The sequence below is a fragment of the Bradyrhizobium sp. P3_C3 genome (assembly GCF_056402655.1).
Map to the genome: position 1 here is coordinate 25,983 of NZ_JBFUGY010000027.1, position 14,173 is coordinate 40,155.

Here is a 14,173-nt window from a genome sequence, read left to right on the forward strand (position 1 = left end):
GGCCGCCGCAGGCATTTAGACATCTGTGGGCACCGTCAACGCGACCACGGAGTGTTTGAGTGAAAGCCGTCCATACCGAACTGCATCGCAGCCACGATCCGCAATTCTTCCTGGTTCGCGGTGTCGTCAAGCGCACCACGGAGCAGCCCGAGCGCGCCGATCGCCTGCTCAAGGGGTTGAAGGACGGCAAGCATCAGCTGGTCGAACCGACGACATTCGGACAGGGGCCGCGTGCGCGGATTCACAGCCCGGAATATCTGTCGTTCCTCAGCGAAGCCTGGGACGCCTGGACCGCGCTTGGCGATTCCGGCCCGGAGATGATCGGCAACATCCATCCCGTGCGCCATGCCGCGACCTATCCGACCCATATCGTCGGCAAGCTTGGCTGGCACACCGCCGATACCGCGGCGCCGATCGGTCCCGGCACCTGGGCCGCGGCCTGCGCCGCCACCGACGTTGCGGTCACGGCAGCGCAGATGGTGATGGACGGCGAGGATGCGACCTATGCGCTCTGCCGCCCGCCCGGTCATCACGCCTACCGCGACATGGCCGGCGGCTTCTGTTTCCTCAACAACAGCGCGATCGCGGCCGCACATCTGCGGCTCAAGCATGAGCGCGTCGTGATCCTCGACGTCGACGTCCATCACGGCAACGGTACGCAAGGAATCTTCTACGCACGCCCTGACGTCTACACGGTGTCGATCCACGCCGACCCCATCGCGTACTATCCTTATGTGTGGGGCTACGCGCATGAGCGCGGCGAAGGACCCGGCCTCGGCGCCAATCTCAACATCCCCCTGGCCATCGGCACCGGTGACGACGGCTACATCCAGGCGATGGATGTCGCGCGCAAGGCGATCGAATCCTTTGCACCCGGCGCCCTCGTCATCGCGCTCGGCCTCGATGCCTCCGAGCACGATCCACTGAAGGGCCTCGCCGTCACCACGCCGGGCTTCCGGCGCATCGGCCAGGCGATCGCGAAGCTGGGCCTGCCGACCGTGTTCGTGCAGGAGGGCGGCTATCTCTCGGATATTCTGGGCGCGAATTTGACGTCGGTGCTGGCGGGATTCGAAGAGGGGCGGTGAGCTTCACCTCTCCCCGCGTAGGTCGTCATGCCCGGGCTTGTCCCGGGCATCCACGTTCTTTGCGCCGAGGGGTGAGACGTGGATGGCCGGGACAAGCCCGGCCATGACGCTGAGGGTGCTTCAACGCCCAAAGCGCTAGCGCTGGAGAGGCGAACCTCAGTCCTTGAAAAGGATCTGCTCCAGCAGGTCGATCCGCCTGATCCGGATGGTGCTGCCGTCGATGGCGATGATGCGGCGGTTCTGGAAACGCTTCAGCATCATCGTCACCCATTGCCGGGTCGAGCCGACCATGGCGGCGATCTGGTCATGGGTGATCTTGCGGTCGATGACGATGGTGTCGCCGTCGGCCGTGCCGTGCAACTCCGACAGCGTGAGCAGGAACTGCGCCAGCCGCTCGATCACCGAGCGCGTGCCGAGGATCTGTGCCATCGAGGAGTAGCATTTGCCCTTGGCGATGAGGCCGTCGATCAGCGCCAACGCGAAGCTCGGCATGCCGGTCAACAGCTTCTCGAGCGCCGGCCCGGAGAGTGTCGTGATCTCGCAGGCCTCGATGGCGATGCCCGACCACATGTGAATGCCACCGCCGGATATCTCGGGGCCTCCGATGAAATGTCCCGGCGTCCAATAGGCGAGCGTGATCTCGCGTCCCGACGGCGCGGTGTAATAGACCCGCACCTGTCCACGGCGGATGATGAAGATGCCGTCGTGGCCATCGCCCTGGCTGAATACCATTTCGCCCTGCGGCACCGAGATGATGCGGCCGACCGCGTGCACGCGCGCCTGCTCCGACGCGGACAAGCGGTCGAGGAAATGCGCGCCGGCATTCAGCCCGTCGATCGTCTCGCTCATGAACAGCGCCGAGCTTGCGGGCTTTGCACGTGTGCCGCGGATCCGCCGCGTCTTCTTGTGGTCGGTCCAGTCGAACGGAACGCCTGCATGAGGCCGGTCGGCGAAAGCGGCAGGCTCGGTCGCGGCAGCTTCCTTGAGTATGGTCATCGCAATCCGTCAGCTCTCCAGGGGCTTGCGAATAGGTAAGTGCGGCGGTGGTGCGATGTCCATCTCTTTGCGGTCGTTCCAAATCACTTAGCAAAGCTTGATGTGTGCGGCGACCGGCAGCGGAATGATTCCTCTGCCGAGAGCGCGGTCCTGAGAAAATCCTTTGCGCCGTTACGCGACGGATTCACGACGCGAGCAGTCTTCGACGGCGATGCAAGTAATTGCTTCATGCGGTGCGCCGCGCCTTCGATAGTGAAGACTGGCATCGTCGCCGGCACGTGGCCGGCCTCCGAGGACAGTTCGATGATCGATTTCAGCTCTTTGAGAATGAGTGCAGCCGTTGTGGCTTTGACGATCGCGATGTTCGGACCGTCGCATGCGGAGACGATCCGCGTGGCGGTTGGAACGCAGGACACGACGATCAATTGCGCGACCGGCGGACTGCTCATTCGCGAGCTCAAGCTGCTTGAGAAATTTCTGCCCCATGACGGCAAGTACAAGGACGTCACCTACGACATCCAGTGGAAGAATTTTACGAGCGGCGCGCCGCTCACCAACGAGATGGTCGCAGGCAAGCTCGATTTCGGCGCGATGGCTGACTTTCCGGGCTCGCTCAACGGCGTAGCGTTCCAAAAGGCTGGCCGCCGCAGCCTCTTCATCAGTGTGCTGTCCGGCAGCACCAAGGGCAGTGGCAACGGCATCGTGGTGCCGTCGAACTCGCCGGTGCAATCGCTCGATGAGCTAAAAGGCAAGACCATCTCGGTTCCCTTCGCCTCGACCTCGCACGGCATGCTGCTCCGCGCGATCGAGGCCAAGGGCTGGAATCCCGAGACCGACGTCAACATCATCACGCAGGCGCCGGAGGTGGCGGGGCCGGCCTTGCAGACCGGTAAGATCGAGGCGCATGCCGACTTCGTTCCGTTCGCCGAACTGTTCCCGTGGCGCGGCTTCGCGCGCAAGATCTTTGACGGCGCGCAGGCCAATGCCCCGACATTCCACGGTGGGTTGGTCGACGCGGAATACGCCGAGAAATATCCCGAGATCGTCGTCGCCTATCTGCGCGCAGCGCTGGAAGCGGACCGCCTGATCGCGGAAGAGCCGGAGAAGTACAGCGAGCTGATCGCGAAGGTGACCGGCATCGAGGCGGAGGTCGACTACCTCTTTCACGGGCCGCTCGGTCTTCAGACCCGCGATGTGACCTGGAAGCCGGAGTACCGCCAGGCGGTCGCAACCTCGATCAAGACGCTGAAGCTGCTCAAGCGCGCGGACAGTGATCTCGATATCAACCAGTTCGTGACCGACAAGTTCATCCGTATCGCGGCGGCGCAGGCGGGACGCGATTACGACTCCGAACTGAAGAACTACGCGCAGCTTCCGCTTCGTGCCAAGGACGCCGCAACGGGCGCCGAGATCAGCGACTTCAGCCGCGTCGCACAGATCTGGGTCAAGGACGAGGCTCATGTACGCCACTATGCCTCGCCCGAGAACGCGCTCAAGGCGCTCGCCGGCCTCGAGAAGGATGGCAAGACCATCCGCGTCGTATATGCGCAGGATCGTGAAAGCGGCATCAAGCTGTTCGCAAATCAGGCCTGGTTCGTGCGGTCGTCCAAGGGCGAGCTGAGCGCGTTCCTGCTCAAGCAGGCGGCCGAGGGCTGGTCGAAGAAGAACGGTGGCGCGGTGCTCGACTTCGCGGCCGCGCGCGAGTCCCTCGTCGCGAGCCGGTAAGGCGATGGTCACCGCTATCAAGGCGCGGCCTGCGGGCATCCGCTGGATGGTCCGCGGCCTTTCGATCCTGGCCTGCATCGCCCTGTGGCAGGTCGCTTCGACAACGCATCTCAATCTGGGGATCGTGACCTTCCGCAACGTGCCGCCGCCGGTCGAGGTCGTTCAATCCGCGCTCGCCCTGTTTCGTTCGCCGAAACTGACGGCACACGTCACCAGCAGCCTCTGGCGCGTGTTCGCGGGCTACGGGGCGGCGGTGGTGATCGGCGTGATCCTTGGTTTTGCCATCGGCCGGTCACGCGCCGCGAGCGACCTTTTGCTGCCGCCACTGGAATTGCTGCGCCCGATTCCGGCGGTGGCGTGGATACCGCTGTCGATCCTGATCTTTCCGTCGTCCGAACTCTCGATGATCTACATCACCTTCATCGGTGCCTTGTTTCCGATCGTGCTGAACACCGTCCACGGTGTCGCGAATGTCGACCGCCGGCTGGTTGCCTCCGCCCGCAGCCTCGGCGCGGGGGAGTTGGCGATCCTGAGCGAAGTCGTGCTGCCGGACGCCGCGCCCAGCATCGTCACGGGGCTTGCGATCGGCATGGGCACCTCGTGGTTCTGCCTCGTCACCGCGGAGATGATCTCGGGCCAGTTCGGCATCGGCTATTACACCTGGGAAGCCTACACGCTCCAGAACTACGCCGACATCATCGTCGGCATGCTGATCATCGGCCTGCTCGGCATGGGTTCGAGCTGGCTGCTGACGACGGCCGGGCGGCTTCTGATGCCCTGGCGTAGCCCGAAGGTGGCGCGATGAACATCCGGGTCGCGGATATCGGCACGAACAGCGTCGGTCGGATCGACTTCGCCGATGTCTCGATTTCACTCGGATCGGGCGCTGACGCATTCGAAGCGGTCAGCGGTCTCGACATCGCGATTGCGCCGGGCGAGCTCGTCTGCATCCTCGGTCCCTCCGGCTGCGGCAAATCCACGCTGCTTGGCGCGCTGGCCGGGCATTTGCCGATCACGGCTGGCCGTCTCACGGTCGACGGCCAGCAGGTCCAGAGCCCGAGCCCGGACCGGGGCATGGTGTTTCAGCAGCACACGCTGTTTCCCTGGAAGCGGGTGCGTGACAATGTCGCCTTCGGCCCGAAGATGCGGGGTCTCGGGAGGAGGGAGCGCGACCGTGCCGCCGACGCGATCCTGAAGCTGGTCGGCCTCTCCGGCTTCGAGGCGTTCTATCCGGCGCAATTGTCGGGCGGTATGCAGCAGCGCGTGGAAATTGCGAGGGTCCTGATCAACCAGCCGCGGGTGCTGCTGATGGACGAGCCCTTCAGCGCGCTCGACGCGCAGACGCGCGGCATGATGCAGGAGGTCCTGCTCGACATCTGGAGCAAGATCCCGACCACAACCGTCTTCGTCACCCACGACATCGACGAGGCATTGTTCCTCGCCGATCGTATCGTCGTGATGAGCGCAAGACCCGGCCGGGTGATCGAGGATGTCGTGCTGCCTTTCGCGCGGCCACGCAGCCACGATCTCGTGACCGAACCCGAGTTCGTACGCCTGAAGCGTCATGTCATGCAGCTTTTGCGACGGCCGGAGGGCAGCGAGCCGTTGGCACGGCTCAGTCCGCTCGGCGTGACGTCCTAGAACATCCCGCTCGCCGCGAGCGCCTTGCGGACGTGCTGCATCTCGGCCTCGTCGGCGACCATGTCGAGCATGATCGTGGTCAGGCCCTTCGCCGCAAAATCCTTCAGCTTTGCGCCGATCTCGATGTAGCTGCCGACGAGATAGGGGCAGTCGGCCTGGAAGGTGAGGTACGGCAGCAGCCAGTAGCCATTGTCAGCGAGCTCGCCGCTCTGGCCTTCATACAGCCGCCGCTTCCACACGGAATCGCTGTTCTCCACTGTGAGCGCGAGCAGCTCGCGGTCATCGGCATTGTCACGGAAACGCGCCGTTGCCGCCTGCCGTGCCTCGTCGCGTCCCTCGCGGGCGAAGATGCCAAAGTTCATTCCGGGCGCATCGAGGCCGCGATCGAGATCGGGCGGCAGCATCTGCATCTTGATGCAGCCGGTCTCCTTCGCCACGCGCTGCGCGGCCTCCGACTGGCCCGCGACCAGGAATTCCGGCATCAGTTCCGCCGGCAGGCGCGGGCGAAGTTGCAGATTGCTTGCGCGGTAGAACCGGCCCTCGACATTCACCGGGCGGGGGCTTTCCAGCAATTGGCGCATCAGCGCGACGAATTCGCCGAGCCGGACGTAGCGGTCCGCATGCGACTGCTCGTCGCCCAGCCCCTGCAAATCGCTGACCGCGGTCCCCGTGATCATGTTGAGATAGACCTTGCGGCCGTGGAGCTGCGCAAAGGACGAGACGAATTTTGCCGCGGTGAACGGGTGCATGTAGACCGGATTGACCGCGATCAGCGGCGAGCTTCGCGTGGTCTCACCCATGATGTGCTGGGCCATCGCCCAGGGCTCGACGAACACGTCGTTGCCTTCGAACAGCAGGATGCCTTCGAAGCCGTTACGGTCGGCGAACTGTGCCACCCGCATCAGCTCGCCGACATATTTCTTGGGATCGCGGTTGCGCGAGATCGCGGGAAAGACGCGCAGCCGCGGGGGCGTCATTCAGCCGCTTCCTGGAACGGCCAGGAATTGCGGGTGATGGGAAGGCCGCCGTGCGCGCGGGAGCCGTCGGCGATCGCGAGGCGATGCGAGGGCGACGGCGAGCACAGCGAGAATCGCCATGCATGCGGATCGTCGGCGATATCGGGCTTGAAGCTGATCTCGATGGCCTCGCGGGACACCTGCATCGCGAAAGCGTCGAGCGGCAGATTGAGCCCAAAACCCCTCGCCTTCAGATAGGCCTCCTTGAGCGTCCAATAGTCGAAAAAGCGCTCGATCGCGGCGGGCTCCGGCAGCCCGCGCAACGTTTCGACCTCCTCCGGCGCAAAGAAGCGAAGCGCAGTGGACAGGGGCGCGACCCGCCGTGACACGGTTTCGACGTCGACGCCGACGGTCTCATGCCCGGAGACGACGCAGGCAACGCAGCCATCGGCATGGGACAGGCTGAAATGCAGCGCGGTCGAGGTCGCGGGCGCCGCGACAAACGGCCGCCCGTAGCGACCGGCCCCGAAGGACCAATCGGTGGGTGCGACGTTCGGCGCGGCCTGCGACAGCGCCAGGCGCAGCATCGCGTGCGCGAAGATATACTGCCGCCGATGCCGCTCGAACATGAAGCGATCGGCGCGGATCCGTTCGTCGACCGAGAGCAGGCGTCGGCACGCATCGACTGCGCCCGGAGCGTCAATGGTCTCGATCAGTCCGACAAACAGTTCAATTCTGTCGTCTGCCATCAATAAGGCCCATGGCGTCAGGCGGAGGCCAAGACCGGCCCTGACGGAAGAAACAACTGAGCAAGAATCAACTGAGCGGACCGCTTCTAACGGTCCACCCGGGCAATTTCTTGTCGATTTGCAGGCCGGTTTACAGGCGCAAGCTTGTGCGAGACCCCAACTCGACGAGCGAGCGGCCCATATCCGGAAAGTGAAGCCTGAGGATTCGTGCGGCGTCCCGGCCGACGATCCTTACTTCTTCTTCTTCTTGGCTTTCTTCGCTCCGCCCAGCATCGAAAGGCTGGCGTCGACATCCTTGAGCGCGGACTGGAGCTTCTTCTTCTCGGCGCCCAGCAGCTTTTGCAGGGCCTTGCGGTCCTTGTCGCTCAACGAGGTACCCTTGGTAAATTTGATGAAACCCATAACATACTCCCCCGGTTGAAAATAATCGTCCAAATCAAATCGAGGGAATAATCTTGCGCGCTGGCGCCAAATAATCAAGATGCAACTTGGTCATGCACAGCTTTGGCGAGTGAACCTGTGTTCTCCCGTCCCGTACAGCCGGTCATGCCGCCCTGCGAGCGAGTAATCGGCCGAGCGGCGTGTTGGGGTGGGCGACGGCCGCATCCAGCAGCGCGACGAGATGCGCCATCCACTCACCGACCCTGCGGCCATCGATCAGCTCGCCCTTGTAATTGCATGAGCCGGTGATTCCGGTGGGGCGCTCCTTGAGCATCAGCGACAGCCAGGTCTGGTCGATCGGCAGCACCGGCTGGCCTTCGCGCGCGACGTTGCCGATCGATTCGATCGTGACGTCGGGCAGATCGAGCGGCTGGCGTAGCGGATTTTGCAGGGTGAAATAGACTTGGAGCAGCGAGGCCGGATCGATCCCCTCCTGCTCCAGATGGTCGGCCAGGATGTTGAACGGCAGCTCCTGGCGCGCATGCGCGTCGAGCACGCTCTGGCGCACCCGGGCCAGGGCTTGCGCGAACGACAGCTCCGGCGTGATTCGGGTACGCACGATCACCGTGTTCTCGAACGGACCGACGACCCGGTCGGTATCCGGCTGGGCGCGATTGGCCATGGCGGTGGCGACCGAAATGTCGTTGCGGCCGCTCTGCGCCAGCAGCAGGGCTTTCAGGCCGGTGAGAAGGCACATGAACAGCGTGCTGTTATGCCGGCCGGCGAACGCCGTGAGCCGGCCGATCAGCTCGCGCTCGAGGCTGAAGGGGTGGTGCCCGGTAGACGCGCCGGGGCTGGCTTCACCGTCGAAGACGGGGGCCGCGCCGCGCAGATTCTCCGTCCAGTCGGCGGCTTGGCGGCGGGCGGCGTCGGTGCCGCACCACCAGCGCTGCCAGCGGGCGACGTCCGAAAAGGCCAGCGGCAGTTTCGGCAGCGGCACGGACGGATGTCCGGCCAGCGCCGCATAGCGGTTGGACAGCTCCTCGAACAGCACGCCGATCGACCAGCCGTCGGCAATGGCATGATGCAGCGTCAGCAGCAGCACATGATCGTCGGCATGGAGCCGCAAAAGCCGCGCCCGCAACAGCGGCGGCCGCGCAGTGTCGAACGGGGCGTAGGTCTCCTGCTCGATCAGGAGGTCGATCTTCCTGAGTTCGAGGGCTTTGCGCCGCTTGTTGTCGTGGGGACGTCCGTCGCCGATGACCTCGATGGTGAGGGCCGGTCCGAGCTCGCCGGGGGTGGCGATGCGGCTGACGGGCTCTTCGCCGCTCCGGCCGAATCCGGTCCGCAGCGATTCGTGGCGGCGCACGATGTCGCCGAACGCCTGCGCGAGGGTAGTCGGATCGAGCGGGCCCTGGAGGCGGAAGGCAAAGGGCAGGTTGAACAGCGGCAAGCCCGACAGGTTCTGCTCGATCCGCATCATCTGGTCCTGTGCGATCGAGAGTGTTGGGAGCCCGCTTTCAGCAGGCCGCAGCATGCCTGTTGCCGGCTTGCGCGGCTTTGCTGCCACGGCCTCGTCAACCCGCCGGGCGAGCTCTTCGATCGTCGGAGCCTCGAAGATGGTCTTGATCGGCAGCGACACGCCGAGCGCACGGGCGACGCGTGCCATCGCCTGGCCCGCCAGCAGCGAATGGCCGCCGAGATCGAAGAAATTATCGGTCACGCCGAGGCTCTCGACCTTCAGCAGGTCGACCCAGATGTCCGCGAGCACTTTTTCGGTGAAGTACCGCGCCGGCACGGCGGCGTCGGGTCCGGAGACGTCCTGCTGCGCGGGCGCCAGCAGCGCCGACCGGTCGATCTTGCCATGGGCATTGAGCGGCATCTGGTCCAGGAACAGGAATGCGGACGGAATGGCATGGCCCGGCAACCGGCTCTTCAGGAAGTCGCGCAGCTCGCTGGCGCTGCTCTGGCTGCCGGCCGTTGCGACGATATGTGCGATCAGCCTGACATCGCCGCTCGCCTCGCGGCGCGGCTCGACGATGCCGGCGCGCACCGCAGGATGGTCGGCAAGCGCGTTCTCGATCTCCTTGAGCTCGATACGGTAGCCCCGGACCTTGACCTGATGGTCGGCGCGGCCGAGGCATTCGATGGTGCCGTCGGCGCGGCGGCGTGCGAGGTCGCCGGTCCGGTACAGCCGCGCGCCTTCCTGGCGTGCGAACGGATCGGGCAGGAAACGCTGCCGGCTCTGCGCGGGATCGTTGATGTAGCCGCGGCCGACACCGGCGCCGCCGATGCAGAGCTCGCCAGTCACGCCGACCGGCAGCGGTTGGAGGTTTTGATCGAGCACATGGAGCTGGGTGTTGGGCAGCGGTGCGCCGACCGGGACGTTGCTCGTCGTCGCCGCCGGCGCCTTGGTCAGGCGATGCAGCGAGACGTCGTCGGAACATTCCGACGCGCCATAGGCGTTGATCAGCGGCACCTTTGGGCAGCGGGCGAACCAGGCGCGGCAGAGATCGACCGGCAGCGGCTCGCCGGTCGAGATCAGGAGCCGCAATCCCGCAAAGGCGCGCTGGACTTGCGCGTCGTCCATGCGGTCGAGGATCACCCGCAGCAGCGACGGGACGATCTCGAGCACGCTGATGCCTTCACGCTCGATCTCCCGCGCGAGCAGGATCGGGTCCTGCACGATTGCGTTGGCGCAGACATGGACGCGGGCGCCGACCATGGGACCGGCAAGGAACTGCCAGACCGAGATGACAAAGCTCTGCGGCGCAGTCTGGGCGATCACGTCCCTGGCCGTAAGGCCAAGCTCGGAAATGAGCGACGCCAGATGGTTCGACAGCCCGCGCTGCTCGATCATGACGCCCTTCGGCGCGCCGGAGGAGCCGGATGTGTAGATGAGATAGGCGAGGCTCGCGGCTGCGCGCCGCGCGGCGCGGGTCGGCCTGGTCGATCCGGGTGCGATCGCGTCCTCGAGCTCGGCGACATGGATGCGCTCGACCAGCGGTTCGAGCAGCGCCTCGACCATGGCCGACTGGACACGCCCGGTCAGCAGCATGCGGGCGCAGCTCGATCCGAGGATGGTCGCAAGCCGCGCCGGTGGCTGGTCGGGATCGAGATTGAGGAAGGCTGCGCCTACGCGCTGCGCGGCGATCATTGCGGCGAGCAGATCGGGCCCGCGATCCGCAAGCAAGGCGACAACGCTCTCGGTGCCGACACCTTCGCGCGCGAGCCAGCGCGCCGCCGCCTGGCTGCGGCGCGCCAGCTCGCGATAAGTCAGGGAGGTGCGGCCGTCGGAGACGGCGATTGCGTTTGGCGTCTTCTTCGCCTGGCGCTCGAGGCGTTCGCAAAGATTGCCGCGCGTGGCGAAATTGGCCACCACGCCCTGGCCTTTCGCCAGCAACTGTCGGCGTTCGGCCTCCGTCAGAAGCGGCAGGCGCGAGATGCGCTGCTCCGGATTGGCGATCACGGCCTTGAGCAGGGTCTTGAACTGAGCGGCCATGCCTTCGATGGTCGCCGCGTCGAACAGATCCGTGGCGTATTCGAAGAAGCCGGTGAAGCGGCCGTCGGCCTCGACCAGTTCGAGCGTGATGTCGAAACGCGCGACTTTCGGGTCGACCTCCCGCCGCCGCGTCGACAGGCCGGGAAAACGTGCCGCCTCGATCGAGGCGTTCTGGAGGATGAACATGATCCGGAACAGCGGATTGCCGTCGCTCCGGCGCGCGATCTGCAGCGCGCGCAGCACTTCCTCGATCGGGAGGTCCTGGTTGCGGTAGGCATCCAGCGTGACCTGCCGCACCCGCCGCAACATCTCGCCAAAACCCGGATCGCCGCCGAAATCGTTGCGCAGGATCAGGGTGTTGGCGAACAGCCCGATCAGTCGCTCGCTCTCGATCTGGTTGCGGTTAGCGATCAGCGATCCCGTCGCGACATCCTCGTGTCCGGTGTGGCGGAACAACAGGCACTGGAAAGCCGCGAGCAGCGTCATGAAAGGCGTGACGCCCTGGTCCTGGCTGAGCGCGCGCAGATCGGCCGACAGTGCCTTGGAGAATTCGAGATAGTGACGGGCGCCGTGACCGCTCCAGACCTCCGGCCGTGGCCGGTCGGTCCGCAGCGGCAGCGTGGTGACACCGTCGAGCTGGGTCCGCCAGTAATCGAGCTGCTCCTTCGCCGCCGGCGTCTGAGCCCAGCTCTGCTGCCATAGCGCAAAGTCACGATACTGGAAGGCGGGCGAGGGCAACGTCACCGCGCTTGCCTTGCGCGCAGCGGAATAATGGGCGGCAAGCTCCTCCCAGAACAGCCGCTGCGACCAGCCGTCGGTGACGAGGTGATGGACGTTGACCACCAGCGCGTGGCTGGATTTGTCGAACGACAGCAGGGTAACCTTGAGCGGCGGCTCGTGCGCCAGGTCGAAGGGATATTGCGCGAGCTCGAACGCCTCGCGCCGGATGATTGCGCCCTGCTTGTCCGCCGCGCAGGGCTTGAGCTTGATCCGCTCGAACCGCGGAGCTGATTGCAGCACCCGCTGCGCCGGCTCGCCCTCGCGTTCGATGAAGACCGAGCGCAACGCCTCGTGGCGCGCGCAGATCGAGGCGAGGCTCGCAGAAAGCGCGGCGACGTCGACCAGGCCCTTGAGAACGGCGACCTCGACGACGTTGTAATTGTAGCGGGTCGGATCGAGCCGCGAGAGCACATACATCCGCTGCTGCTGGAACGACAGCGGCGCGTCGGCTGCCGCCGCCTGGCGCCATGCGGGCACCATCGTCTCGCGATGGGTTGTGGCGGTCTCGATCCGGGCCGCAAGCGCTGAGACCGTGGCGCAATCGAAGATGTCCTCGAAGGAGAAGTCGACATTGAAGCGTTCGCGCAAGCGCGAGCGCATCTGCGTCGCCGCGAGCGAGTCCGCGCCGAGCGCAAAGACATCCTGGTCGATGCCGACCTGCGGCAGCTCCAACAGACCGGCCCAGATCCCCGCGAGCTGGGTCTCCAGCGCGTTGCGCGGCAATTGCGCTTCGACGCCATGCTCCGCGGTTGCGATCAGATCGGCCAGCGCGTTGCGCTTGACCTTGCCGCTCGCGCCTTTCGGCAGTGCGGCCACGCCGCGGATCAGGCTCGGCACCTTGTACGCCGCAAGACGTTTGCGCGCGAACTGCCGAAGCTGGTCCGGAGTTGCTTCGGAATTCGGGCGCAGCACCACGACGGCGGCGACGTTTTCGCCGAGCTTCTGGTGCGGGACGGCGAACACGCCGGCCTCCAGCACCGCCGGATGGCTCAGCAGGACCTCTTCGACCTCCAAGGGCGAGATCTTCTGCCCGCCGCGGTTGATGACGTCCTTGATGCGGCCGACGATGAAGAGGTAGCCGTCGGCGTCGAGATAGCCTAGGTCGCCGGTCCGGAACCAGCCGTTGCGGAAGGCGGCCCGTGTCGCCGCCTCGTCATTATAATAGCCGCGGCTCATGTTCGGCCCGCGCAGCATGATCTCGCCATGCTCGCCGCTCGCAAGCGTGCGGCCCGCCCCGTCCATGATCGCGATCTCGGGGCCCGCAGCGCGGCCGACCGATCCGACCTTGCGCAGCTCGAACGGATTGGCGGAGATCTGCGAGGCCGCTTCCGTCATGCCGTAGGTCTCGAGCACGGGAACGCCGAACATCGCCTCCAGCCCGTTCAGGATCGCAGGCGCGAGCGAGGATGAGGCCGAGCGGATCACGCGCAGCGACGACGAGCGGGCGCGGTCCGGGTCGGCCTCGGCCGCCGTCAGCAGCGCGCGATGGATGGTAGGCACCGCCGTGTACCAGGTTGGTCGCAGCTCTCGCATCCAGCCGAAGAAGGACAATGCGTCGAAACCGTTGGTGCAGATCACGCTGGAGCCCGCGGCCAGCGCCGTCAGCAGGCCGGAGATCAGGCCATGGGCGTGAAACAGCGGCAGGGCATTGAGCAGGCGGTCGTGGGCTGCGAGCGACAGCACGCGGCCGGCATTGTATGCGGACAGGCACACACTGCGCTGCGTCAGCGGCACCATTTTCGGCCGCGCCGCCGTGCCTGACGTCAACAGGATGAAGGCGTCATCGTCGCCGCGCGAGGCGCCGCTCGTGCTGGCCGGCCCGACTGCCGGGCCGATGAACGCGCAGCCGCCGAGATTGTCGTCCGGCCCCGGCACGAAATCGATCACCGCGATATCGAGCGCCTTGGCAACGTCACGACTTGGTGAGTTCATGTCGGCCCGGGTGACGAGCGCGGTCAGCTTCAATTCGCTGAAATAGCGCTGCAGCTCGTCGGCCGTCAGATCGGGATTGACCGGGACACAGGCGCCGGCCGAGGCGACCGCGATCAGCGCCAGCGCGCTGTCGGCGCCGCGCGGCAGCGCAACGGCGATCCGGTCGGCAGGGGCAATGCCGAGCCCCCGCAGGGTGCGGACCAGTTGCTGGATCAACTCACCCAGCTTGCCGTAGGTGAGGGCCGGCCGGCCCGGTGCGAGGAGAGCCGGTGCCGCCGGCGTCTTGCGCGCATAAAAGTCGAGAAGGCCGCCGATATCGGCAAAGGTCCTGGTTTCGGCGCCTGCGCTGTCCGAATCCTCTCCCGCTACGGATGCAATATGGGACAATGCCATTCCCTTTTGATCTGATTGAGCTATTCTTCCCAA

At 65.5% G+C, this 14,173-nt stretch carries 10 protein-coding genes; 4 read left to right on the top strand and 6 right to left on the bottom strand.

What is annotated here, in order from left to right; all coding sequences use genetic code 11:
• Positions 1 to 59 precede the first annotated feature (59 nt).
• Positions 60 to 1,085, top strand: a complete 1,026-nt coding sequence (locus tag AC1DW2_RS27095; protein ID WP_477007515.1) for a histone deacetylase family protein — start codon at positions 60 to 62, stop codon at positions 1,083 to 1,085.
• 156 nt (positions 1,086 to 1,241) lie between these two features.
• On the opposite strand, the gene AC1DW2_RS27100 is transcribed toward AC1DW2_RS27095, so the two are convergent.
• Positions 1,242 to 2,081, bottom strand: a complete 840-nt coding sequence (locus AC1DW2_RS27100) for a Crp/Fnr family transcriptional regulator (RefSeq protein WP_477007516.1) — start codon at positions 2,079 to 2,081, stop codon at positions 1,242 to 1,244.
• Positions 2,082 to 2,164: 83 nt separating this feature from the next.
• The gene (locus AC1DW2_RS27105; protein ID WP_477007575.1) at positions 2,165 to 2,506 is read right to left on the bottom strand and encodes a hypothetical protein; all 342 of its coding nucleotides are present in this window, start codon (positions 2,504 to 2,506) and stop codon (positions 2,165 to 2,167) included.
• Between AC1DW2_RS27105 and AC1DW2_RS27110 the strand changes: the two genes are divergently transcribed.
• From AC1DW2_RS27110 to AC1DW2_RS27120, 3 genes are read left to right on the top strand one after another with little or no spacing between them, the layout of a single operon-like run.
• The gene (locus AC1DW2_RS27110) at positions 2,409 to 3,806 is read left to right on the top strand and encodes an ABC transporter substrate-binding protein (RefSeq protein ID WP_477007517.1); all 1,398 of its coding nucleotides are present in this window, start codon (positions 2,409 to 2,411) and stop codon (positions 3,804 to 3,806) included. The genes AC1DW2_RS27105 and AC1DW2_RS27110 overlap by 98 nt on opposite strands.
• A 4-nt stretch (positions 3,807 to 3,810) precedes the next feature.
• Positions 3,811 to 4,611 carry an ABC transporter permease gene (locus AC1DW2_RS27115; RefSeq protein ID WP_477007518.1) on the top strand — a complete coding sequence of 267 codons (801 nt, stop codon included), beginning with the start codon at positions 3,811 to 3,813 and terminating at the stop codon, positions 4,609 to 4,611.
• Positions 4,608 to 5,447: an ABC transporter ATP-binding protein gene (locus AC1DW2_RS27120; protein WP_477007519.1), complete on the top strand. Its 840-nt coding sequence runs from the start codon at positions 4,608 to 4,610 to the stop codon at positions 5,445 to 5,447. Before AC1DW2_RS27115 ends, AC1DW2_RS27120 begins: the two co-directional genes overlap by 4 nt.
• Here the strand turns inward: AC1DW2_RS27120 and AC1DW2_RS27125 are convergent.
• From AC1DW2_RS27125 to AC1DW2_RS27140, 4 genes are all read right to left on the bottom strand, one after another.
• Positions 5,444 to 6,424, bottom strand: coding sequence for an LLM class flavin-dependent oxidoreductase (locus AC1DW2_RS27125; RefSeq protein WP_477007520.1), 981 nt, complete (start codon positions 6,422 to 6,424; stop codon positions 5,444 to 5,446). The genes AC1DW2_RS27120 and AC1DW2_RS27125 overlap by 4 nt on opposite strands.
• Entirely contained in the window at positions 6,421 to 7,152 is a 732-nt protein-coding gene (locus AC1DW2_RS27130) for a 4'-phosphopantetheinyl transferase family protein (RefSeq protein WP_014497649.1), read from the bottom strand. The genes AC1DW2_RS27125 and AC1DW2_RS27130 overlap by 4 nt, the downstream gene beginning before the upstream one ends.
• Before the next feature lie 231 nt (positions 7,153 to 7,383).
• Complete coding sequence (locus tag AC1DW2_RS27135) at positions 7,384 to 7,554, bottom strand: hypothetical protein (protein ID WP_014497648.1); 171 nt, start codon at positions 7,552 to 7,554, stop codon at positions 7,384 to 7,386.
• Between the two features lie 142 nt (positions 7,555 to 7,696).
• Positions 7,697 to 14,140: an amino acid adenylation domain-containing protein gene (locus AC1DW2_RS27140; RefSeq protein WP_477007521.1), complete on the bottom strand. Its 6,444-nt coding sequence runs from the start codon at positions 14,138 to 14,140 to the stop codon at positions 7,697 to 7,699.
• Positions 14,141 to 14,173 lie beyond the last annotated feature (33 nt).